Annotated in this window: 20 protein-coding genes; 15 read left to right on the forward strand and 5 right to left on the reverse strand. The window is 39.5% G+C overall.

Annotated elements, in window-relative coordinates; all coding sequences use genetic code 11:
* Positions 1-454: 454 nt before the first annotated feature.
* The 8 genes from purN to rodA all read left to right on the forward strand — a co-directional run bounded on the left by purN (position 455) and on the right by rodA (position 9,105).
* Positions 455-1,033 (forward strand): phosphoribosylglycinamide formyltransferase, encoded by a 579-nt coding sequence (purN, locus tag ABIB30_RS24495; protein WP_183865827.1) that lies wholly within the window; start codon positions 455-457, stop codon positions 1,031-1,033.
* A gap of 14 nt (positions 1,034-1,047) precedes the next feature.
* Positions 1,048-1,578 carry a PH domain-containing protein gene (locus ABIB30_RS24500; RefSeq protein WP_354305653.1) on the forward strand — a complete coding sequence of 177 codons (531 nt, stop codon included), beginning with the start codon at positions 1,048-1,050 and terminating at the stop codon, positions 1,576-1,578.
* A gap of 235 nt (positions 1,579-1,813) precedes the next feature.
* A complete protein-coding gene (purH, locus tag ABIB30_RS24505) occupies positions 1,814-3,340 on the forward strand; it encodes a bifunctional phosphoribosylaminoimidazolecarboxamide formyltransferase/IMP cyclohydrolase (RefSeq protein WP_354305654.1) in 1,527 nt (508 codons plus the stop codon).
* Positions 3,341-3,424: 84 nt separating this feature from the next.
* Positions 3,425-4,447, forward strand: coding sequence for a rod shape-determining protein (locus tag ABIB30_RS24510; RefSeq protein ID WP_037440490.1), 1,023 nt, complete (start codon positions 3,425-3,427; stop codon positions 4,445-4,447).
* Positions 4,448-4,553: 106 nt separating this feature from the next.
* On the forward strand, positions 4,554-5,393 hold the full coding sequence (gene mreC / locus ABIB30_RS24515) for a rod shape-determining protein MreC (protein WP_354305655.1): 840 nt from the start codon (positions 4,554-4,556) through the stop codon (positions 5,391-5,393).
* On the forward strand, positions 5,383-5,898 hold the full coding sequence (locus ABIB30_RS24520; RefSeq protein WP_111634653.1) for a rod shape-determining protein MreD: 516 nt from the start codon (positions 5,383-5,385) through the stop codon (positions 5,896-5,898). Before mreC ends, ABIB30_RS24520 begins: the two co-directional genes overlap by 11 nt.
* On the forward strand, positions 5,898-7,835 hold the full coding sequence (mrdA, locus tag ABIB30_RS24525; protein ID WP_354305656.1) for a penicillin-binding protein 2: 1,938 nt from the start codon (positions 5,898-5,900) through the stop codon (positions 7,833-7,835). The genes ABIB30_RS24520 and mrdA overlap by 1 nt, the downstream gene beginning before the upstream one ends.
* 4 nt (positions 7,836-7,839) lie before the next feature.
* Complete coding sequence (gene rodA / locus ABIB30_RS24530; RefSeq protein WP_354305657.1) at positions 7,840-9,105, forward strand: rod shape-determining protein RodA; 1,266 nt, start codon at positions 7,840-7,842, stop codon at positions 9,103-9,105.
* On the opposite strand, the gene ABIB30_RS24535 is transcribed toward rodA, so the two are convergent.
* Positions 9,098-10,348 carry a DUF8457 domain-containing protein gene (locus ABIB30_RS24535; RefSeq protein WP_354305658.1) on the reverse strand — a complete coding sequence of 417 codons (1,251 nt, stop codon included), beginning with the start codon at positions 10,346-10,348 and terminating at the stop codon, positions 9,098-9,100. The genes rodA and ABIB30_RS24535 overlap by 8 nt on opposite strands.
* A 101-nt stretch (positions 10,349-10,449) precedes the next feature.
* Here ABIB30_RS24535 and ABIB30_RS24540 point away from each other — a divergent pair, with 101 nt between their 5' ends.
* Positions 10,450-11,025, forward strand: a complete 576-nt coding sequence (locus ABIB30_RS24540) for a thymidine kinase (protein WP_354305659.1) — start codon at positions 10,450-10,452, stop codon at positions 11,023-11,025.
* A 16-nt stretch (positions 11,026-11,041) separates the two neighbouring features.
* Here the strand turns inward: ABIB30_RS24540 and ABIB30_RS24545 are convergent, their stop codons facing one another.
* Positions 11,042-12,568 carry a hypothetical protein gene (locus ABIB30_RS24545; protein ID WP_354305660.1) on the reverse strand — a complete coding sequence of 509 codons (1,527 nt, stop codon included), beginning with the start codon at positions 12,566-12,568 and terminating at the stop codon, positions 11,042-11,044.
* Positions 12,569-12,945: 377 nt separating this feature from the next.
* On the opposite strand from ABIB30_RS24545, the gene ABIB30_RS24550 reads away from it, so the two are divergent.
* Complete coding sequence (locus ABIB30_RS24550) at positions 12,946-13,212, forward strand: helix-turn-helix domain-containing protein (protein ID WP_354305661.1); 267 nt, start codon at positions 12,946-12,948, stop codon at positions 13,210-13,212.
* A gap of 52 nt (positions 13,213-13,264) precedes the next feature.
* Here ABIB30_RS24550 and ABIB30_RS24555 read toward each other — a convergent pair whose 3' ends face one another.
* Positions 13,265-14,017 (reverse strand): hypothetical protein, encoded by a 753-nt coding sequence (locus ABIB30_RS24555; RefSeq protein ID WP_354305662.1) that lies wholly within the window; start codon positions 14,015-14,017, stop codon positions 13,265-13,267.
* Positions 14,018-14,180: 163 nt separating this feature from the next.
* Entirely contained in the window at positions 14,181-14,933 is a 753-nt protein-coding gene (locus tag ABIB30_RS24560; protein WP_354305663.1) for a hypothetical protein, read from the reverse strand.
* A gap of 563 nt (positions 14,934-15,496) precedes the next feature.
* On the opposite strand from ABIB30_RS24560, the gene ABIB30_RS24565 reads away from it, so the two are divergent.
* The 5 genes from ABIB30_RS24565 to ABIB30_RS24585 all read left to right on the forward strand — a co-directional run bounded on the left by ABIB30_RS24565 (position 15,497) and on the right by ABIB30_RS24585 (position 23,955).
* Complete coding sequence (locus ABIB30_RS24565; RefSeq protein WP_354305664.1) at positions 15,497-16,081, forward strand: RNA polymerase sigma factor; 585 nt, start codon at positions 15,497-15,499, stop codon at positions 16,079-16,081.
* Positions 16,082-16,145: 64 nt separating this feature from the next.
* Positions 16,146-17,195, forward strand: coding sequence for a FecR family protein (locus ABIB30_RS24570; RefSeq protein WP_354305665.1), 1,050 nt, complete (start codon positions 16,146-16,148; stop codon positions 17,193-17,195).
* A gap of 167 nt (positions 17,196-17,362) precedes the next feature.
* Positions 17,363-20,926 (forward strand): TonB-dependent receptor, encoded by a 3,564-nt coding sequence (locus ABIB30_RS24575; RefSeq protein ID WP_354305666.1) that lies wholly within the window; start codon positions 17,363-17,365, stop codon positions 20,924-20,926.
* A 27-nt stretch (positions 20,927-20,953) separates the two neighbouring features.
* Positions 20,954-22,741, forward strand: a complete 1,788-nt coding sequence (locus ABIB30_RS24580) for a RagB/SusD family nutrient uptake outer membrane protein (RefSeq protein ID WP_354305667.1) — start codon at positions 20,954-20,956, stop codon at positions 22,739-22,741.
* A gap of 74 nt (positions 22,742-22,815) precedes the next feature.
* On the forward strand, positions 22,816-23,955 hold the full coding sequence (locus tag ABIB30_RS24585; RefSeq protein WP_354305668.1) for an acyltransferase family protein: 1,140 nt from the start codon (positions 22,816-22,818) through the stop codon (positions 23,953-23,955).
* Positions 23,956-24,035: 80 nt separating this feature from the next.
* On the opposite strand, the gene ABIB30_RS24590 is transcribed toward ABIB30_RS24585, so the two are convergent.
* Entirely contained in the window at positions 24,036-25,106 is a 1,071-nt protein-coding gene (locus ABIB30_RS24590) for a dipeptidase (protein ID WP_354305669.1), read from the reverse strand.
* Between the last annotated feature and the right edge of the window lie 7 nt (positions 25,107-25,113).

Here is a 25,113-nt window from a genome sequence, read left to right on the forward strand (position 1 = left end):
TATACTTATATTATCTATGTGTATGAATTCATATTAACTACAGTTTCACCTTCCATGACGCCAGGTAAGCTCACTAATAAAACACCTGTTGTGCAGGGATTGTGGTATAGTTGTGGTATATATTGAAGTAGGGTTGAACTAGCATTAAAGTAGTATTGAAGTAGCCTGAGGTACTTCAAGGGTAGTCTAACCCTACTTCAATGCTAGTTCAATGTATACCACAACCCCTACAGTACCATACCAGAACATCAAGTTAGCAGGTCTGGAATAGCCTGCCCTCCTTAGAAGAAAAAAGAATTGAAATTTGAGATGAGAATAAAGGCTTTAAATTAAAAAATGAATATATTCTCATTAAAGCCTTTCATTCAATACTCAAAATACTATTTTTGACAAAAAACCACTTTATATGGATTCAACGCTATTCCCAGCTTGAATACCTAACTATAAACTGCTCATGAAAAAACGTATAGCAATCTTTGCCTCCGGTTCGGGTTCTAATGCCCAGAAAATTATGGAACTGTTCAAACACAGTCCAGAAGTAGAAATTGCGCTGGTATTGACCAACAACCCTGATGCATACGTTTTACAACGTGCAGATAATTTTGAAATCCCTTCTCATATTTTTGACAGAAAAGAATTCTATCAGACCGAATCTATCATCGATTTATTAAAAAATCTGGATATAGACCTGATTGTTCTGGCTGGCTTTCTCTGGCTGATCCCACAAAACCTGATTGCAGAATATCCTGGCCGTATTATCAATATCCACCCGGCTATCCTCCCTAAATTTGGCGGCAAAGGAATGTATGGAGATCATGTACACAAAGCAGTACTGGCAGCTGGAGAAACCGAAGGCGGCATCACAATTCATTATGTAAATGAAAATTATGATGAAGGTGAATACATCTATCAGGCTAAATACAAGATTGATAAAGACGACAATTTGGAAATGGTAAAATTCAAGGGACAACAGCTTGAGCATCAACATTATCCCCGTATTGTGGAGAGTATTTTGAAAAAGATAAAAAAATAAGATGTTTGCTATCGATGGAACATGTCAATCCTGATTTTCATTCTTATAAAATATCAAATAAAGGGCATTTAAGATTATTGTCTTCTTCGTTATTCTATCTGGGCGCATACTTAGTCTGTTCTTTTGCTGCACTGATATTCTATGCAGGAGACTCTTCTATCTTTGCTATTTTTGTTGGCGCAATTCTTTTACTGGTATTTACCGGGCCCGCATATTATCTGCACTATAAATATTTTCTGAGATCTCAGCATCAGGAGCTTCGGCTTCACAAAAACTTCATGGAGATCTTTGAAAATGGTCTGCTTAAATTTACTATATCCAAAAAAGATATCCAGCGCATTCAAATCTTTATGTCGCCTGCTTATATAGCCTATGGAACGACTAGTGGGATGCCTTTCCATGAGCATAATTATATGGAGATAGAAACTTCAAATACTACTGTTCAAATAAATAACCTTCTTTTTCCTGATCTGAAGTATCTGGCTCAAAACTTTTTTGACACCAAACCAATTTACCACGAATCATACTTCGCGAATATTCAGTAACGATTAGGACTTCATTATCTGCAACTGAAAAAAACATCAGCTAACACACCAAATCCTAAACCTGGTATACCACATTTTTTCTTAATTCTTTACTAAGAAAAACAATTTGGATCCATAGATCCTGTACCTATTTCCAACAACAATCTGTCCAGCTAAATCCAGTTTACGAAACTGTAAATAAGCATTTGACATTAAAAGAAAAACAGGTAACTTTGCGGCTCAAAAATCACACCCAATGAGTCAACAAATAAAGATCAAAAACGCTTTAATCTCAGTATATTACAAAGACGGTCTAGAACCACTTGTTCGCTTGCTAGCACAGCAAGGTGTTCAGTTGTTTTCTACAGGTGGAACAGAACAGTTCATTAAAGACTTGAATTTACCTGTTACAGCTGTTGAAGATCTGACCGGCTATCCCTCTATTTTAGGCGGAAGGGTTAAAACTTTGCATCCAAAAGTTTTCGGTGGTATATTAAACCGCAGAAACCTGGCAGAAGACAAGGTACAGATTGCCGAATATGAAATTCCTGAAATCGACCTGGTTATCGTTGATTTATATCCTTTTGAAGAAACACTGAAAGCAGGTGGTTCTGAAGAAGAAATTATTGAAAAAATTGACATTGGTGGTATTTCTCTGATCAGAGCTGCTGCTAAAAACTTTAATGATGTAGTAATCCTTGCTTCAAAAGATGACTACGCAACCCTTCAACAACAATTGGAAGAGCAAAACGGTGAAACTTCTTTAGCACAGCGTAAAGCTTATGCCAAAAAAGCATTCCACACATCTTCTCACTACGATACAGCGATCTTCAACTATTTTAACACTGAAGAGCCACTTACTTTATTCAAACAAAGTATCAATACGTCGAAAACACTTCGTTATGGAGAAAATCCACATCAGCAAGGTGTTTTTTACGGAGACCTGGACGAAATGTTCACCAAATTAAACGGGAAAGAACTTTCTTACAATAACCTGGTTGACGTTGATGCAGCAGTGAGTTTAATCGATGAATTTATCGAACCTACTTTCGCAATCTTAAAACATACCAACGCTTGCGGAATTGCCTCGAGAGAAACAATCGGACAAGCCTGGGATGATGCTTTAGCTTGTGACCCTGTATCTGCTTTTGGCGGTGTACTAATTGCAAATCGTGAAATTGACTTAGCCACGGCAACTGAAATCAACAAATTATTTTTCGAAGTGCTGATTGCTCCTTCTTATGAATCTGCTGCAGTTGAACTGTTCAAAGCAAAGAAAAACAGGGTAATTCTTCAGCGTAATCCTGTTGAATTAGGTAAAAAACAATTCAAGACCTTATTAAACGGTGTTATAGAGCAGGATAAAGATTTAATTATCGAAGGAACTGAGCAGATGGTTACTGTAACAGAGAAATCACCTTCGCCTGCAGAGCTAAAAGATCTTTTTTTCGCAAATAAAATTGTAAAACATACTAAATCGAACACAATTGTGTTTGTAAAGGACAATACTTTACTGGCAAGTGGAGTTGGACAGACCTCAAGAGTTGATGCCTTGAAACAGGCAATTGTAAAAGCAGATGCTTTCAACTTCAGTTTAATCGGATCGGTAATGGCTTCAGATGCTTTTTTCCCGTTCCCTGACTGTGTTGAAATCGCTGCCGGAGCAGGTATTACTGCTGTTCTTCAACCAGGTGGTTCAATTAAAGATGCTGATTCCATTAACATGGCGAACGAAAAAGGTATCGCAATGGTTACCACTGGCATCAGACATTTTAAGCACTAATTTTTTAACTGCGAATACAATAAAAAGACGTAGTTTTACATTAAATAGTATATAGAATTTTTAATAATAACTTATCACCTATAAATGGGTTTATTTAACTGGTTCACACAAGAGGTTGCCATCGATTTAGGCACCGCCAACACCCTGATAATACACAATGATAAAGTGGTTGTTGATGAGCCTTCAATAGTTGCTTTTGACAGACAAACAAATAAAATTATCGCAATAGGCCGTCAGGCGATGCAGATGGAGGGTAAAACCCATGATAACATCCGCACGGTGAGGCCACTGAAAGATGGTGTTATCGCCGACTTTAACGCTGCAGAAGCAATGATCAAAGGTATGATCCGTATGCTGAACGGTGGAAAAGGCTGGATGTTTCCATCTTTGAGAATGGTAATCTGTATTCCATCAGGAATTACTGAAGTTGAAAAACGGGCAGTAAGAGATTCGGCAGAAATTGCCGGCGCAAAAGAAGTTTACTTAATCCACGAGCCAATGGCAGCAGCTGTAGGTATCGGAATTGACGTAGAAGAACCGATGGGTAATATGATCATTGATATCGGTGGTGGTACTACTGAGATCGCTGTAATTGCGCTTTCTGGTATTGTATGCGATCAGTCTATCCGCGTTGCGGGAGATAACTTCGATTCAGATATCGTAAATTACATCCGTCGTCAGCACAATATTATGATTGGTGACCGTACTGCGGAGAAAATCAAAATTGAAGTTGGAGCTGCTTTACCTGAATTATCAGATCCACCAGCAGATTTTGCTGTACAGGGAAGAGATTTAATGACGGGTGTACCAAAACAAATTACTGTTTCATACACTGAAATTGCACACTGCCTGGATAAATCTATCTCTAAAATTGAAGAAGCAATTCTGAAAGCATTAGAGATCACTCCACCAGAACTTTCTGCAGATATTTACCAGACTGGTATTTACCTGACAGGTGGCGGAGCGTTATTACGCGGACTGGACAAACGTGTCGCAGCTAAAACTAAACTTCCCGTACACGTAGCAGAAGACCCATTACGCGCGGTTGTTCGTGGTACTGGTATCGCACTGAAAAATATCGGTGGCTATAAGTTTTTAATGCAATAAATTAATCATTACATACAGTATAAAAAATGTGAGCCGCTTGTATAAAGCACTCACATTTTATCATTAAATAAAATGAGGGCTGTATTTCAATACAGAATGAAGAAATATGCGTAACCTTTGGATTTTCATAAATAGATACAACGCATTTTTCCTGTTTGTCATCTTTTTCACCATTGGCATCATCCTTACTGTTCAAAATAACGCTTACCAAAGGAGTGTAACGCTTAATTCTACCAATGAGGTTGTTGGACATGCGTATGAGCGGCTTAATGTATTCAAAAAATACATGAACCTGGGCACCGTAAATGATAGCCTTGCTTTTGAAAATGCAAGACTTCATACTGCCCTGCTGGCTCTTAAAAACATTGACAGTGCCAGGAATACACTCGTTAAGGATACTGCTACCCATGTTCAGTATACCTATCTGGCAGCCAGAGTGATCAAAAACTCCATCACTTTAAGAAATAACGTTATTACAATTAATAAAGGAGCTTTAGACGGGATAGAAAGCGGAATGGCTGTAATCTCTGCCGGCAGAGGAGTAGTTGGAATTATCCGTGATGTATCACCGCACCTGGCTACGATAGAATCCCTGTTGAATAAAGACGCGAAAATCAGTGTCAGTATCAAATCAACAAAAGCATTAGGCTCACTGGTATGGGGTGACCGGAATTCGGATTACAGAACAGCCTTTATTAAAGATGTTCCAAACCATTTCAAAGTAAAACTAAGGGACACAGTTATCACTTCCGGTTTTGGCTCGTTCCCTCCTGGTATACAGGTAGGAACGATCAGTAACAGAGGCATCTCTACCGGAGATAACTTCCTGACTATCCAGATTAACCTTTTTAATGATTTCAGCACTTTACAATATGTGTACGTCATCAAAAACAAATTGGCAGAGGAACAAAAAGTATTAGAATCAAAATTGCCGAATGAACAGTAAAATCATATTAATCAACATCTTAAGGTGGTTCATCCTGCTTTCCATACAAATCCTTTTGTTAAGGAACCTGAGTTTTTATGATCTGGCTACTCCTTTTACGTATATCCTATTCTTACTGCTGCTACCCTTTAGCATACCTAACCCTATCCTATACCTTATCGCTTTTGGTACTGGCTTAACGCTGGATGCTTTTTATGATACCTTAGGTGTTCATACTGCAGCCTGTGTCACCTTGGTTTTTGTCCGGATTTTATTCATTTCTGTGACCGTAAGCCGTGACAATTTTGATGAACCCGAACCTACTTTAGGTAATATGGGCTTTAAATGGTTTGGCTTATATGCCTTACTTTGTACCTTCGCTCACCACCTTGTGCTTTTCTTATTAGAAGCTTTTAAATTAACAGAACTCTCGTATACTTTGTTAAGATGCCTGCTTAGCGGTATCTTTACTTTATTCACTGTTATATTGATAGAATTTATCTTCTATAATAGAAAAATGCGCTAATGGAGAATCTTTTCAACCGAAAATATATTATACAAGGCCTTTTTATAGTTGTTGCACTTATTTTAATGGGGCAACTTTTCTATATACAAGTGGCCAGTGACCGCTATTTTTTATCCGCAAACAGCAATGTATTACGGAAAAAATACACTTTTCCTGCCCGTGGAGTCATTACAGACCGAAACAACAAAGTATTGGTTCAAAATGAACCTGTATATGATTTGATGGTCACCCCCAGTTTGGTAAAATCCTTTGATACGCTTGCTTTATGCAGGATTATTGGGATTGATATGGCTGGTTTTCATAAACGGTTTAATAAAGCCAGAAACCAATCTAAATATCAGCGTTCTGTATTTGAGAAGCAATTATCTGTACAAACCTATGCTGCTTTACAAGAGAGACTTTCCCGCTTTATTGGTTTTGAAACACAAAACAGAACGGTAAGGCATTATCCAGATAGTGTGGCCGGACAATTTTTTGGTTATGTAAAAGAGGTTTCAGATAAGGATATTGAGGAAAGTGATGGCTATTACCGTCCCGGAGATTATATCGGGAAATCGGGTGTAGAACGTCAGTATAATGATGTACTCCGTGGAGAACGTGGGGTAGAGAATACGATTTATAATGCCAGGAATGTTCCACAGGGAAGTTATCTGAATGGTAAATTTGATACACTGGCCATCTCCGGAGAAACACTGGTGTCTTCACTGGACATTGATATTCAGAAATTAGGAGAACAGCTGCTGAAAAATAAAGTGGGAAGTATCGTAGCTATTGAGCCGAGTACTGGTGAAGTGCTGGCTTTTGTCAGCAGCCCGACTTACGACCCTAACCTCATGGTAGGAAGGCAGCAGGGTAATAATTATATGGATATTTTCCGTTCACCAAACAGACCGTTTTTAGTCAGGCCACTTTCAGGTTATTACTCTCCTGGTTCTTCTTTTAAACCACTAGATGATTTAATTGCGTTGCAGGAAGGTGTAATTGATCCGAATACAACTTTTAACTGTCCTGGTGGTTATTGGGCAGGAAACCACTTTGTAAGTTGCGAACACGTAGATGGAAATATCTCCCTTCGTAAAGGATTGGCAAGATCTTGTAATACTTATGCTTGTTATGTATTTCAAAAACTGATGACGCAGAAGAAGTACAAAAACAAAATTGAGGCTTATGATTCCTGGTCTGCAAAAGTCCGTAAGTTTGGTCTGGGTTCTAAACTCGATCTGGACATGCCGTTTGAGCGTAAAGGACGAATATTTACTTCCGAAGAATATACAAAAAGATTTGGTAAACACTGGGGATATACAACCGTAATCTCATTGGCAATTGGTCAGGGTGAGATGAGTGCTACACCTTTACAGATGGCTAATATTATGGCGATCATTGCAAACCGTGGCTATTATATCAAACCCCACCTGGTCAAAGGTATTGGAGAAAAGAAGGATGTAAAAAAAGAATACCTCGTTAAAAATTCTGTAGATATTGATGCAGCACACTTTGAACCAGTTATTGATGGGATGCAGGACGCGGTTAATGCACCATATGGTACAGCGCGGGCTTCAGCGATCCCAAATATTCTTTTCTGCGGAAAAACGGGTACGGTACAGAATCCACATGGAAAAAATCACTCTGTATTTGTTGGTTTTGCTCCGCGTGATAATCCAAAAATAGCCATTGCTGTAATTGTTGAGAATGCGGGTTTTGGTGGGGTTTATGCAGCACCTATTGCCAGTTACATCACAGAAAAATATTTAACGGGTAAGATTTCTGGTGGAAGGTTAGCGCAGTCAGAGGCGATGAAGAAACTTGTAGTTTTACCTGACGTGCCTAAACCGAAAATTAAATGGGCCCCTAAGGGTGCAGATACTGCTGCTAAACCAGTCGTATTACCCGCTTCACCAGAGAATAAAATTGTAAGTACTAAAACAACCATTAACTAAGCAAATGACTACGCAACAAGGCAGCCGCTTTTTCTTCAATGTAGATTGGATCACCATTTTGATTTACACGGCCTTATGTACCATTGGCTTCGTCAATATTTATGCTTCTCTTTATAATCCTGAAACGTCAACATTTTTTAATTTTAGCAGTAATTACGGGAAACAATTAGTTTATATCATCACAGGATTAATACTGGGATTCTCTATCCTGTTGCTTGACGCCAAATTCTTCAGTGTATTTTCACCTGTTGTTTATGGGATTACGATGTTACTGTTGATGGCCGTTCTGGTTGTTGGGCGTAAAGTGGCCGGTAACCAGGCCTGGATTCCTCTGGGTGCTTTCAGATTGCAACCTTCTGAACTGGCTAAATTTGGAACTGCCTTGCTCATTGCCAGGTATGTCGGGAATTTCAATCCCAAATTTACTGATGTCAAATCTATCTTTTTTGCGGGCCTGATTATAGGCTTTCCGTTATTCCTGATTATGCTTCAGCCCGATACCGGTTCTGCGCTGGTATTTCTTGCCTTCATGTTTCCTTTGTACAGAGAGGGTTTATCCGGTTATTTCTTATTGATTTTCCTGGGGATGATCGTGTTGTTTATCGCCGATTTCCTGGTTCCTTCTTATATCCTGATCCCGATTATTGCTGTGGTTGGGGGTTTCTTTATTTATCAGAACAGACGAAAACAGAAGATGATGTTTTCGATGATTCTGACTACGATCGTAGCTATTGCTTATTTATTTCTGGTTAAGGTTGCTTATGAAAAGGTTCTTGAGCCCCATCAGCGTACAAGGATTGAAATTATGCTGGGTCTTAAAACAGATCCTAAAGGGGCAGGTTATAATGTGATCCAGTCTAAGATCGCCATCGGAGCCGGACAATTGACCGGCAGAGGTTTTCTAGAGGGTACACAGACTAAATATGGCTATGTGCCTGAACAAAGTACCGACTTTATCTTCTCTACGATTGGAGAGGAATGGGGTTTTATGGGCTGTTCTGTAGTCATCGGATTATATATCTTTCTACTGTTAAGAGTAATTAACCTGGCAGAACGGCAACGTTCTACCTTTTCCAGAGTGTATGGATATTGTGTGGCCAGTATCATCTTCTTCCACGTTTTTATTAATATAGGGATGACTATCGGAATCATCCCGGTGATTGGCATTCCATTGCCATTCATCAGCTATGGAGGGTCGTCTTTATGGAGCTTTACAGTATTACTGTTTATCTTCCTTAAACTGGATTCAAATAGAATGGGCTTTATTTAACAGTAAAGCGCTGGTTTAACAATTCATAAAACTGATCTACTGTTTCCTGTTTTGACGCCCAGTTATTCTTCGCTGCATAACTGCCCTGTAAAAATTCGTCCGCGCTTTTGAAATCAGGCATTTTGTTAACCAGATCTATAGCTTCTGCATAGGCAAGGTTGTAACCATTAAACAGGTCTTTGATATAACGCATCTTATCATTCAGACTAATGGCTTGTTTCAGGTCTTTAATCTGTATCCTGGTGCTCTCAGAATTAACATTCCTGACATTCGTATTGCCAGACAGGATATCATTTAATGTAGGCTTTGCTACAGGTTTTTCTGGCTCAGCTTCTGCCTGATTTTGGTTTTGCACAGGCGCAAATAATTCTTCCTGAACAGGCTTAGCTTCAAATGTAAAAATTGGTTCTTTAACTGGCTCTGGCCTCTCAGCTGGAACTGGTTTTTCTGTAACCTCTTCTTTGCTATGCTCAATAACAGGAACTGGTTCTTCTTTTACAGGTTCTATGACAGGAGACATCTCTTCTTCTACCAGCTCTTTTACAGGGATAATCTCTTCTTCTGGTTCTTGCTCCGGTTCTGGCTCAGGTTTTGGCTCCGGTACTGCTGCTGATTCAGGTGTGGTTCCGATAATAGCCTGTGCAACTTCGTCTTCCTTTACCTCCTGATGAAAAACCGGCTCTATTTTAATTTCCTCTACTTCAGGCACTATGACAGGTTCTGATACCAGGAACGGCTCAGGCCCTACCTCATCATCTTCTGGCAGTTGTATCCCCAGACTATCCATTTCCCTAAGCTTTTGTTTCTGTGCAATAATCAGCTCTTCTTCTTTACTTAATGGCCTGTCAAATATGGCATCAATGGACTTTTCCTCGAACTCGAATTTATCGGTAGAGGGCTTCTCATTTAAGATGAATTCAAAATTTGAAGGTTCATTATCCAGTTTAAAAATATCATCATCCAATCTGGGTCTGGCAGGCAGGATCTCATGTGTAGAAGAAACATCTTCTGCAGGCTCATCTTTTTTGATTTCGGCAGGGCCGGACAAGATCCGGGGGGCAGTACCGCTATTTATTTTTTTAATAATATTGACATGGTCAGACAAGAAACTGGCATTTGCCAGGAAAAGTTCAAGCTCCAATTCATTGAGTTCACGGGGGTTTTGAGCAAGATATTGGTACTGGTCATTTAACTCATTAAGTATCTGCCCTATCTTTTTGAATATGTCCTCCTGGTTCATCATAGTTGTATAACGTAAGAATTGGTGATTTATGTTGATAACTAAACACTCAAAAGTACTACAAAATTTCGATATTCGCCGGTCATTACACCCCAGAATACAGCATGTTATTTAGCGAACAAAATTACAGCAGAGGAGAATATGGCGGCAGCATTGAAGTAATTTGCGGCTCCATGTTTTCAGGCAAAACGGAAGAACTGATCAGAAGATTAAAGCGCGCAGAGATCGCTAAACTAAAAGTTGAGATCTACAAACCCGCAACAGATACCCGTTACGATGAAACAGCAGTCGTATCTCATAATTATAATTCTATTGAAGCTACCCCTGTAGCACACTCTTCGGCAATCCTGTTGCTGAAATCTGACACACAGGTTGTTGGTATTGATGAGGCCCAGTTTTTTGATGATGAATTACCTGAAGTTTGTAATAAACTTGCGAATAAAGGAATCAGGGTAATTGTAGCTGGTCTGGATATGGATTTCAGTGGTAAACCTTTCGGCCCTGTTCCTGCCTTAATGGCCATCGCAGAATTGGTCACTAAAGTAAATGCAGTCTGCGTAAGATGCGGAAGTCCTGCCATGTATTCTTTTCGCAGGGTAGCCAGCGACGCTAAAATTCTGCTCGGAGAAAAAGAAAGTTATGAGCCAAGATGCAGAGCTTGTTTCCACGCAAGGGATTAATTTAAATTTCCGGGGTTTATGGAGTAATATACGGTTTCACCAGGTAGATATCGCCGTCATTGAAACTATATTGCTTCACCAGATCTGCCCGTTTTCTCAAAGCAGATAGATTGATCAGATCTGGATCTTCTATGGTCCGGAACCAGATCACGTACACTGCTTGTTTACAAAATAAATCATGGATATCGTGGTCTTCGATACAATGTGGCAGTGAAGTCGCTCTTAAACCACCATTAAAGTAAACCGCTTCTGCCGCATTGGAATATAACTCATATTCAGGTTTAAAAACTGAAGCATGCTTTCTGAGGAATCCGGCAGTCTGAGACTTTTTCCAGGAGTCGTCTGTATACCCGGCAATGCCGTATTCACTGACTTCCTGATACATTCCATAAAGCTTAACAAGTTCATTGGCCTGAAAAGCAATTAGTACAACGCCTGCACAGCCTAAAGCGATGCGGTGCTTCACAGCCCGAAACCTGATCACTGCTCCTGGTATCCAGCAAGTTAGCGTAATCAGCATTGGAATAAATACCGGGGATATAAACCTGTTATTGATTTGCTCAAAATGTGAAAGTGTCGAAACTCCGATAATAAACACAGTATAGACTATAAAAAATGCGGCAAAACAGTTCTCTGCAGTGGTATAAGCTATGGCAAGCCAGGCTCGCTTCAGATATACCACACAAACTACCACAAACAGGACACTAGCTGTAATCATATAGGAACCCGGATGCATATCCAGCGCAGGCAGCCACCAGCAGATTACCTTCCCATAATAAAAAATATTATCTCCTAACGAAGTAATCCCGGATTCCCTGGGGCCGGTAAGTGATTCTGCCACCATCGTATTACGGACCAGATTGGCCACCAGCAATGTGATGGAGAGAAAACCGAATAAAAAACAATGAAGTATTTTTTTCTTCCATTCCAGCGAACGGTCAAAGACCATCATCATTAAACCGGTTGCAATAGCTGTAATACCGGCATATCTGGTTACACAGGTTATTGCAGCTATGAATGCACAAAAGAGTAAGGCAACTATTGAACGTGTCCTCAAATAGCTTCTAAAGGCGATCAGGAACAACAGCGACAGCAGAATAAATAATGTTTCCGACCAAAACATGGCATAAACATCAAATAGTGATGGGCTGATTGCAATAGATAAGAGTATAGCGATTTTATAAATGCGGTTTTTCTCCTGAAATGACTCTATCAGGTTGCCGGTGCAAAAAATAACCAGTGCAAAAAGTAAAGCATTCAGCCAGGGCCCTGCAGCAACCGGGTCCATCCCGGAAAAGAAAGCAGCTACACTTAAAAATAAAGGATAAAATACAGGAAAGTCAACTACTGGCTTTAAAGTATAATCCAGCAAGGCCCCGTATTCATGAATATTTCTGGCGACACTCACATAAACAATAGAGTCGGGTGAAATTCCAACTCCAGTATGCCTGGTATAAATCAAGAGCAGGATAAAGCCAATCAGCGCAACAAGCAGGCTATCCAGGTTTTTAAAAGCTGATAAACCAGCCGGGGTCTTATTCATTTAAATATCTAAGCTTTTTTTGTAACAAATATACTGAGAAACGACCAGATATTTTTTTTTGTATGTGATGAGGGCTCCAGATTAACTATTCTGGAAAATTTTGTAATAATTAGCGGATAAGATACAGTTAAAGTTTTTTTCTGTATCTTATCCTCTGTTATTTCACATCACCAACTGCCTGTTTAGAACTTAAATTGTTTTAGAAAAGTTCATCTCCTATGTGCTTAATTATAAGGGTTTACAAATTTTGAAATAGGTTAAATCATGCAACATTATATTGTCAAATTTCAATAATTTAACTTATAAAACAGAAACACGTCATATTTACACTTATATGTGTAAATTATAAATGGGAATATAAATTACTTAGTCGGCAAATGGAAGGAAAGGTAAAACTAGATCTTATTGAACAGCATGTGGTTGATTTCGTCAGAAAATTAAGAGCTGATAAGAAATTAAGACAGGAAGATATTGCCTACATTATTGGGGTTAAAGCATCTTTCATTGGCAACGTGGAAAACAGCGGAAATCCGGCTAAATACAATTTGAAACACATCAATGTATTTGCTGATCATTTCGGACTGTCGCCCAGAGATTTTCTGCCATCTGCAGCGCTGCTCGAGAAAAAAGACAAAAAAGTATAGTCCGTCAGTTGAAAGGTTTAATGTGCCACTCTTAAAGATTCCATTAAACCTTTCAATTGATGTTTTTCCGCAAAGAGTTATACCATTCTTTATAGAACGCTCTGTAAACAGCAATACGTTTATCCAGGTTTTCTTCTTTCTTTAGCCGGTCATCAAGCAGCAGTAACTTTTCACCATACCATTTATGAATTTCCTGGTGAATGGGTATTCTGTTCTTTTTGTCGTCAAGACTTAGCCGCATCATGCCAAAAAGGGACATACAAGAATTCGTTTCCACGAATTCTATCAGATTTATCGCCCTTTCACTGGCCATGGAGATATTATTCATGAAATATTGTAAAACCTGAACCGCCTCAACTCCATTCATCCTGCACAGCAGATTAAAATCAAAGGTCAGCGCTAAAGAATGGCCTTCATCCAGTGGAAAGATCCGGGGATAATCAACCAGCGGTGACATATCAATCTCCCATTCTCTCATCAGGTTAAAACTTTCTTTCATCTTATCCACTGTAGTCAGATATGGATTCTCATTCAGCTCGCCCAGCATTAAAATATATTTCAGGGATATCCGCTTTACCTTCCTGTCTGTTACAGCCTTTATCTCTGCATTTACTTCTTTTTTACAATCAATTACGATACTTGTGGCCCATAAGGATACTGCCTCCATTTCACCCCCGTTAAATGCATAAAAAGAAACCCTGTTTATAAAGTATTGCAAGACATCTTCTTGTTTAAGATTGTTGATATTACAGGCCACCCTGAAATCTTCAGTGTAGGCTAACCTATCTAGTCCTTTTGAGTCCATATTGTTTATTTTATTTTCCTCACAGGCATAACGATGTCCATGACTCAAGAGTTTTAAGTTATTTTTTTTGCACCGCACAATGGTTCCATTGGAAGCAGTCAAAAGATATACCTCATCTGTTGTCTGTTCTAACAGGCAATTAAGGTAGAATAACCGGGTTTGATTAGTTGATGTTTTGATTTAGTGCATTATACCACGCTAGATAAAATTTATTATAATTTCTTATTTTGTTCTCAAGATTACTTTCCCCCTCTAGCTTTTCATCCAGTTTTTGTAATTGAGCAGCGTATTTTTTATACATGTCCTGCTGAGGTAATATTTTATTTCTGAGACTTTCATGATTACTGCTCAAAAGCAATAAGAAAGCTGTACTGGGATCAGTCTTAACAACCTGGCGAAGATTTAAAGCCCTTTCTCTTGCTAAAGATATCTGATTGATAAAATATTGAAGCAGCTCTTGTATTTTTGTTCCGTTCATCCGGCAGACCAAATTAAAGTCAAATGTCAACTCAAGCAAATTGCCGTCATCAGTTTGTATCTCCAGTTCATAATCTGTAATGGGAAGCATTTCTGAAGACCATTCTTTCATTAAGGAAACAATTTTATAATGCGCTATGATCTTGTAGGTTCCGCTGCTCATATTTAAAGTAGTCAGCTTCTTGATATATTTCAAACAAATTTCCTGTATTCTATGGTCATTGACTGGCTGAGGTTGCCCACCATGCGCTTCTTTAAAATCAATACATGCAGTCGTTGCCCAAAGATACATCGGCTCCATGTTACCACCTATAAACGCATAAAAAGAGACATAACTGATAAAATAATGCAGCAACTCTTCAGGCTTCAGGTTATTTATTTTACAGGCAATTTTAAATTCCTGAGTGTAATTGAGTTTAATTTGTCTTTTTGTTTCCATCTTTCTTGTTCATTACGATTTAAACATAAAAACAGGTTTCTTTCTTCCCAGGAAGATGAAACTTTATTCGGTCTGCAAAAACCTTCAAAATAGCGTTGTTTAGTTCAAAGGGGAACTTTAACCTCTAAAATAATAGTTTTGATTAAAAACACAGAAACATAGGATATATTTTTTCCAAATCAAAATATATTTAACTCTAATTGACATTTTTTTTCGTTCACAATGTTATTGGATTCCAGCCAATTGTTCAACTATTTTAGCACCATTATTTATATTTTATATTTCTTCTAAAATACTGCAGGCTGATAACTTGTTATTGTTTAGGACATTATTACTGATTAAATTACTAACTTAAGGGCTTAATAATTAAGATTAATTGCTTTTATTGGATGTCTGTTTAGATTTATGCCCAAAACAACTAGTTTTAAGCATAAAGACAATCATTTTTGTTATTTCTTAATATATTTAGGATGATTTTTAGCAAAAACCATTAAACAATCACACCAATAGGTGTTAAAGCCAGATAAATGTATAATTAAATTTTATTGCCAGGTATAATTTAAATGAAATATAAAAGTCTCTCTGATAATTCGTTGGTAGATCTGTTGAAAGATAGCGATGGGCTGGCTTTTAAAGAAATCTATACCCGTTATTGGATGGGAATTTACAAAGCGGCTTATGTCAAGGTATACCATAAAGAATTAGCAGAAGAACTCACGCAGAACCTCTTTGCAGATCTTTGGAGACGACGAGAAAGTATTGCGATTAACGCGCTGGATTGTTATTTATTCGGAAGTCTGAAATATAGCATCATTAATCATTACAAATCGCAGCTGGTTAAAGAAAAGTATCAGGATCATGTGAATGGCCAGCAGCACCATATTACCAATAGTACAGATGATCTGGCTTTAGTCAATGATCTTTCTAAAGCGCTGAACCAGGGAATTGCACTGCTGCCGAAAAAAACAGGGGAAGTATTTAAATTAAGCAGAATTGATAACCGCTCTACCAAAGAGATTTCCCAGCAGTTGAATATTTCAGAAAAAGCAGTGGAATACCACATTACACAATCGCTGAAAAGTATGCGCTTTCATTTAAAGGAGTATCTTTTTTTATTCCTCACCTTCTTTTTCTTTCATAAATTTTAAATTTCTTTTATTTTTCTTTAGGGATAGGGCCACTTAAACGTACATACACTTTTAAAGGCACCAAATGAAAAGACAAGCCCTTCATTCATTATTAGAAAAATACCTGGAGAACAAATGTTCTCAGGAAGAGTTAATCGTGATTGAAAAATTGTATGGTATGCTGGACCGGGACGACCTGGAAGAGATTTATCCCGATGAGTTGCAAACGCTTGAACAAAAACTATGGGACAGGATCAACCTGGAAACAGGTAGCAGTGACCAAACTCACCTTTCAACTCCTCATCCGGGTCTTTTAAAACGTATGCCGCTGCTGACCTGGTTTGCTGCTGCTGCGCTCATTGCATTTACTTTAATCACTGGTTATTTATTTCTGAACAATCACCAGGATCCGCAGTATTTAAAGTTCCAGGCGCTAACCAATATACTGGAAAAGAAAAACAACACTTCTGCCCCGCTGCGAATCAATCTGGAAGATGGTAGCGTTGTAATCCTGCAACCTTCTTCTTCTTTAACTTATCCAGCACATTTTTCTGCGCAGACCAGGGAAGTATCTTTAAAGGGAGAAGGTTATTTTCTAATCAGTAAGAATCCACACAGACCTTTCTATGTTTATAATAAAAACGTAATTACCAGGGTAGTTGGAACCAGCTTCATTATCAAATCCAATCCGGCTACTGAGGAAACACAGGTGATCGTAAAAACCGGGAAAGTAATGGTTTGCCTGAATAAGGATCAGCATTTAAATCTTAAACATCTTTTTAATCAGAATAAAAAAGTAATCCTGACGCCAAATCAAAAGACAACTTACAAAAAAGACAATGATGATTTTGAAACCACTCTGGTAGCCGATCCTCTGCCTATCCTACCCGTTGGAAGTCAAAGTATGCCTAAGGCGGCCTATGTCTTTGAAGAGGCCCCATTAACAGAAGTACTGAATCAATTACAGACTACCTATGGAATTGCATTCATCATTGAAGATCAGGAACTTTACAACAATACGTTTACTGGAGATATTTCCAGACAGAATTTATATCAGAAGCTAGACCTGCTGTGCCATACCATAAAGGCACATTATGAAATATCAGGAACCAAAATAATTATCAAAACAAAATAACCGATCAACTAACCTAACCAACCAAAAATCAAATTAGCCTATGGACCGATTGAAGATCTACTAACCAAATTCCTCAAAAAAAAAGAGGCTGACAAAGTTCCCCAACATTGCCAGCCAATAATCTCTGTACGAAATTTTCACATTAACGAACAAAAACTTCTAAAGGTATGAAAAAAAAGCGATTTGTTGCTTTAATCAAAACAGCAATGCGGATATCCATGACACAAATTTTTCTTGGCATTTTATTCACCTGCACGTCCTTCGCCAAAAATGTGACGGGGCAGGAAATATTAAACAAGGAAATTTCAATTAATATTAACCAGGGCCAGATCAAGCAGATACTGACCGAAATACAACTGCTTACCAAGGTAAACTTCGTCTACAGTTCTACTATGATCAAAGCGCAGCGTAAGGTAACAGTAACTGCGGTAAACAAGCCTTTAGGGCAAATACTGAATGAGACGCTGAATCCTTTGAACATTTATTATAAAGTCGAAGACAACCAGATTCTGCTTTATGAGAAAGATGTTTCAGGTTTAACAACTGGCCAGCTGACAAATCAAAACCAGCTCACAGTAAAGGGCAAGGTAACTTCAGATAAAGGAGAACCATTGCCGGGGGTAAGTGTCAATGTAAAAGGAACTAAAATCGGCACAACAACGGATGCAAATGGAAGCTATGCAATTGCTGCAACAGGACCGGATGCTATATTAGTCTTCTCTTATATTGGTTTTACAGCCAAAGAAATGCCTGTAAATGGGCGTACAACCTTAAACGTACAACTTGTTGAAGAACTTACATCTTTAGGAGAAGTAGTAGTGGTAGGTTATGGTACGCAAAGAAAGAAAGATCTGACCAGTGCGGTATCTGTAGTCAATGTAGGGTCAATGATCAAACAGCCAACCGCATCGGTAAACAATTTGCTGCAGGGTCAGGCTTCTGGCGTAACGGTATTAGGCTCAGGGCAGCCCGGAGAAGAGCCCCAGGTAAGGATCAGGGGTGTGAATACCTTTGGAAATAATAATCCATTATATGTAGTGGATGGTGTACCTACACAAAGTATTGCCGACCTGAATCCGAATGATATTGAGACTATGCAAGTATTGAAAGATGCCGGATCAGCTTCAATTTATGGTTCAAGAGCTGCAAATGGAGTAATTGTTATTACCACTAAAAAAGGTAAGGGTAAGGTAACGGTGACTTACGATGCTTATTATGGTACGCAGCGCCCTAAGGGTGGTAATGTATGGAATATGCTGAATCCTCAGGAAATGGCAGACCTCAAACATCTGGCAATGACCAATTCGGGAGCAACAGATTTTGTAGATTCCTTATATGGTAGTGGACCCGCTTATGTGCTGCCTGATTATATTTTGCCGGCAGGAGCTAAGGAAGGTGATCCAAGAGCCGATCCTTCACGCTATAAACTAAAACCATTTTATACTTCTGCTGATGAATACAATAGCTTTTATCGTATTTCAAGAGCTAATAAAGAAGGAACAGACTGGTATCATGAAATCTTCAGACCTGCTTCGATCACGAGCCAGAATGTAGCCATCACAGGGGGATCTGATCAGGGTAGTTACCTTTTCTCTGCAAATTATTTCAATCAGCAAGGTACTTTATTGAATACTTACCTGAAAAGATATACAATCCGTTCTAATAGTCAGTATAATGTGAGTAAACGCGTACGTGTGGGTGAAAACCTTGCGTATTCCATTACCAATAACCCACAAATTGCTGGTTTAAGTGGCGACAATGCAATTGGTCATGCTTTCAGAGAGCAACCTATCATTCCTGTCAGAGATATCATGGGTAACTTTGCCGGATCTTACGGTGGTAACCTGGGCGATGCTTACAATCCTGTAGCGATGCAGGAACGTACCAGAGATAATAAATCACAACAGAACAGGCTATTCGGTAATATTTTCGCAGAGGCTGATCTGACCGGCTTCCTGACGATAAGATCTCAGTTTGGTGGAGAAAATTATTCGGGTGCTACACGTGCATTTGTATATCCACAATATGAAAATTCAGAAAATTCAACTATCAATTCTTATAGTGAATCTGCGCTGGATGGGTATAATTATAGCTGGACCAATACGCTTTCTTTTAATAAAACATTTGATAAGCACCGGATTAAAGCGGTAGCAGGAACAGAGTTTTTCAGAGAGAATACGCATGTTTCTACAGGTTCTAATCAGGGATATTTTTCTTTTGATCCGGATTACACCAATCTGTCTACTGGAAGCGGACCCATGAAAACAACTAGTGAGCGGACGGCCAATACTTTATTCTCGCTGATTGGAAGAGTAGATTATAGTTATAATGATAAATATCTGATCGGTGCAACAATACGCCGTGACGGTTCTTCTAAGTTCCTTCAGCATGTTTATGGTTGGTTCCCCGCGGTAAGTGCGGGATGGAGAATTTCTCAGGAAGGTTTCCTTAAAAATGTAAAATGGATAACCGACCTGAAAATCAGAGGTGGTTATGGTATTATGGGAAATCAGCTGAATGTAAGTGGCGGTAATTCGTTCACAACTTTCGGAAGTAAAGTAGGTACATCTTATTATGCCATTGGTGGCGGAAACAATATTGTTTCAGGATTCTATCAGAATCAAACTGGTAATCCAAATGCCAAATGGGAGAAAAACATCAATTCAAACTTTGGTTTTGATGCGACGTTATTTGGTGGACATATCGATATTTCTGCTGATTATTACCGCAAAAACATCAAAGATTTATTGTATAATCCTGAAATGATTGCCACTAGCGGTGCAGCAAAGGTACCCTTTGTCAATATAGCGCAGATGAAAAATAATGGTTTTGACATCTCAGTTTCCGGAAATACACAGGTCAGCAGTTCTCTTAAACTGAATGCAACGGCTACGATCACAACTTACCATAATGAAATCCAGAAGATCTCTGGTGGTTCTGATTATTATGATGTGGATGCGCGTCGTTTTGATGGAAGTAATATTATCCGCAATGCAGTAGGACATCCGATCAGCCAGTTTTTTGGTTATAAAGTAGATGGCTTCTGGAATTCTCAGCAAGAGGTGGATGAGGCTAATAAAAAAGCACAGGCAGCTACAGGTAATGCCAATGATGTATACCAGACTGACATAGGTGTGGGCCGTTTTAAATATGCTGATGTAAATGGTGATGGCCGTATCACCGCAGAAGACCGTACTTTTCTTGGGAATGCGAATCCTTCTTATAGCTATGGGTTAAACCTGGGGCTGACTTATAAAAACTGGGATTTCAGTGCATTTTTCTATGGTGTTCAGGGGAATTCCATCTGGAACCAGGTTAAATGGTGGACAGATTTCACACCATCCTTCGGAGGTGCGAAAAGTAAAACAGCTTTATATGATTCCTGGACTCCACAAAATCACAATGCAAAAGCGCCTATTCAGGAAACAGCAAATTCATTCAGTACCAATGCGGTTCCGAATTCTTATTTCGTAGAAAATGGCTCTTATCTGAGATTAAAAAATGCACAGATCGGCTATTCCTTCAATTCGGCAAGATTGCAGAAAATAGGTGTCAATAAATTAAGGGTCTACCTGTCGGGAGCAAATTTGTTTACGATTACCAAATATTCTGGTGTTGATCCGGAAATAGGAACGTCGAGTGAAACCGGACAACAGACTGCTTATGGTGTCGATGATGGTTCTTATCCTAGTCAGCGCACTTTCTTAGTCGGCTTAAACTTATCCTTTTAATCACCTTTTGGTTTAAAAAATATTAAGATGAAAAAATCTACATTTATTTTATTGACTGTACTGGTTTTGACAGGACAATCATTCTATTCCTGTAAAAAGGCTTTACAACAACCTCCTCTAGGTTCAGTATCTGAAGAACTGGTGGCTAATAAAAACGGAGTAAACTCCTTACTGATTGGTGCTTATGCAGCCTTATATGGGATGCAGGGAGCAAACCAGAGTTTAGGTGGTGGTGAAGCCTGGCAGGGTTCACCAAGTAACTGGGTCTTCGGATCGATTGCTGGTGGCGACGCCTCTAAAGGTAGTGACGGCTCTGATCAGCCCGCTATTGACCCTATTGCCAACTTTTATTCTGATGCAAACAATGCTTATTACAACGGAAAATGGAAGGCACTGTATGAAGGTGTTTCCCGCACAAACAACGTACTGAAATTTTTAGCAAAGGCAACAGACATTACACCGGAGGAAGGAAAAGTTATCGCCGGACAGGCCCGGTTTTTAAGAGCTCACTTCTATTTTGAAATTAAGAAGTTCTGGAACAATGCGCCATGGATCGATGAAACTACTACTGATTTTAATCAGCCAGTGAGTACTGAGCTATGGACTAAAATTACCAGCGATTTTAAGTTTGCATATGAAAATCTTCCTGCAACACAGGGAGAAATAGGCAGAGTCAATAAATGGGCGGCTGGTGCTTACCTCGCAAAATCTTATTTATACCAGAAGAAATATGCGGATGCTAAAGCGGTATTTGATGTGGTGATCCCTTCAGGTGTAACCAGCAGTGGTAAAAAATATGATCTGAATGCTTCATTCGAGGATAATTTTATGCCTAGTAAGGAAAACAATCCGGAAGAGGTATTTACGATACAGATGGCAGCGAATGCAGATCCGTCCGGCCCGACAAGTGGTAATAATGGAGATATGCTGAATTTCCCTTATGGGGGCAGCCCATTTGGGTGCTGCGGGTTTTTCCAGCCTTCTATTGATTTAGTAAACAGGTTCAGAACCAATGAAACAACAGGCCTTCCTTACCTTTCCAATTACAATGACTATGCGGTTAAAAACGACATGGGTGTTGGCGGGGGGGCAGAATTTATTCCTGACCAGGGAACTTTAGATCCAAGGATTGACTGGACAGCTGGCAGAAGAGGTGTTCCTTATCTGGACTGGGGAAATTACCCTGGCGCAGCATGGATCAGAGATCAGAGCTACGGCGGGCCTTATGGACCAAAGAAAAATATATACTGGCAAAAAACTGCGGCTACGGATGCAGACAAAACGACCTGGGCACCAGGTTCAGCAATCAATTACCTGGTTATCCGCTTTGCTGATGTGCTGTTACAGGCGGCCGAATGTGAAGCGCAGGCAGGAAGTCTGGCTACGGCACAGCAGTACGTAAACCGGGTAAGAGCCAGAGCTGCAAACAAAGAAGGCTGGGTTTATAAGTACATAGATGATTCTAATCCGCTTGGAGGATTCTCTGATGTTCCGGCTGCAAATTACAAGGTTAATGAGTATCCTGCCGGCGATTTTGCCAGTCAGGGTCAGGCTTATGCACTGAGTGCAATTTATTATGAACGCAAGATAGAACTCGCGATGGAAGGACACCGCTTTTTTGACCTGGTACGCTGGGGTATTGCAGAGAAAGAATTGAATGCCTATTTCAATTTCCAGGGTAAGATCACTTCTGATGTAAGAAGGGGCAAATTCACCTCCGGAAGAAATGAATACTATCCTATCCCTCAGCGTCAGATTGACCTGAGTATTCAGGGGGGCACGAAAATACTTACACAAAATCCTGGATATAACTAGCCAGAAAATTCATTCAGGAACTCCCTATCTTTAAAGGAGTTCCTGTTTAACAAAGGAATAAATCTAATAAGCCTATGAAACTACTAACCGAGCGTTTTCTTTCCCTGGATGTATTCCGTGGCATGACTTTATGTTTCATGATCATTGTCAATTCTCCCGGAAGAGGCGCAATACCTTTTGGCATACTTGAACATGCCGCCTGGCATGGGTTCACCCCTACAGATCTGGTTTTCCCTTCGTTTCTTTTTGCAGTAGGGAATGCAATGAGCTTTTCCATGAAAAGATTCAGCCAGATGGACAATTCCCAGGTGCTGCTAAAAATATTCAAACGTACTTTTCTAATTTTTCTTATCGGTTTTCTGATCTACTGGTTCCCGTTTTTCAAACATGATAATCAGGGGCATATTATATTTGCAGACATAAGAAATACCCGTATTCTGGGTGTTTTACAAAGAATAGCGCTGTGTTTTGGAATTGCTTCGCTAATGATCCACTATCTATCAGGAAAGACCGTCATCTGGATGAGCGTTCTTTTCCTGGTAGGTTATTGGGTATGTTTATTGGTTTTTGGAGATCCTGGTGCTGAATTAACTATGACAGGGAATGCAGGATATTACCTGGATAAATTCGTGATGGGAACTTCTCATTTATATCATGGCGATTTTATGAATGGTAAACACGTTGCTTTTGATCCTGAAGGAATATTAAGTACAATTCCATCTATTGTAAATGTAGTTACCGGATATTTTGCCGGTAAGTTCATTCAGGAAAAAGGGAAAGGGTACGAAAGTATTGCCAGGCTTTTCCTGATGGGAAGTTTATTCGTCTTAATCGCGGTGTGCTGGAATGCAGTACTGCCTATTAACAAAAAATTATGGACCAGTTCATTTGTACTGGTCACCACCGGACTCGATCTGATGATTATTGGTGCATTGCTCTATATTATTGAGGTGAGACAATCTACTAAATGGACAAAATTCTTCGTGGTTTTCGGGAAAAACCCCTTGTTCATTTATATCGTTTCAGACTTATTACTGATTATTATCGATTTACTTTTTCCACAATTACATTTTAGCAAGTGGATAAATGTTAATTTCTTTCAGGTGATTGCACCAGGACCTATAGGCTCTCTATTATTCGCAATAAGCTTTATGCTAGTATGTTGGCTTGTAGGATATGTACTGGACAGACGTAAAATCTATATCAAAGTCTGATCTGTTAATTTTGGCACTAACAAGTTATCCACATTTTATGTGGATAACTTGTTTATGACGTGAGTAACTGTTGCCAGAGCTTAATGCCATGCTTTTCTGAGGAACCGCAGCCAGTTTCCTTGCATCAGGTTTTTAATATCCTCAGCTGTATAACCTCTTTTTGTTAAAAGCGCAGGTATCTTCTGCAAATCTGCAATGTTTTCCACATCATATGGGCATTGTTCTGTTCCGAATGCACCATCCAGATCTGATCCTATTCCTACATGCAAAGTATTACCTGCGATCTGGCAGATATGATCTAAATGATTCACCATAACTTCGAGATTACAATTCATTCCTCTTGGGGTAGATTGTCCGCGGACCCAATTTGGTACCATCATCCAGGCATCAAGAGCCAGGCCGATGACTGCGCCCCGGGTAATTAATGCTTTAATTTGTCCATCACTATATTGACGGTTGTGATTGACTAAAGCTCTGCAATTGTTATGAGATGCCCAGATATGTCCGTTAAAATGATCCAGTGCCTCCCAGAAACTGTCGTCGCACAAATGGGTAGCATCCAGAATGATATTCAAACGTTCCATCTCTTTGAGCAGTTCATAACCTTTAGGGCCCATAAAACCTGTGGCATCTGTGCCTTGTGCGTATCTTCCTGGGCCATAATGTGCCGGGCCAACTGCGCGAAGACCGTTGGCATGGGCGCGTTCGAGATGTTGGATGGTGACTATGGAATCTGCGCCTTCCAGACTTAAAATATAGCCGATAGGTTTTTGCGCGTTGTCCTGCCCATTTTCCCATAACAGCACATGCTTTTCAAGGGTTTCCAGGTTATTGATCTGTACCATTTCCCCTGCTTCTTCCATGGCTTTATACCAGGCCAGTTGTCCCTGGGTTTGTGCCCAGGCCTGTTCTGGTGAATGCCAGCCAGGCAAATTATTTCCAGGGGCAACATAACGCGCAATTTGGGTAGCAACAACTAAACCGATCTTACCTTTTCTAAGCTCCGGTAAAGAGACCACAGCTTTGGCGCGATCGGGTTTATCTGTCAACCCCTGCTCTCTGTCATTGATCTCAGAAATTGGTAAACGCAGATCGCGGTTCCATTCCAGCGCATTCATACTTAAATCGAGGTGTGCATCTAAAGTAAACATCAGCTTA

The organism is Pedobacter sp. UYP1 (assembly GCF_040547305.1).
Classification (GTDB): domain Bacteria; phylum Bacteroidota; class Bacteroidia; order Sphingobacteriales; family Sphingobacteriaceae; genus Pedobacter.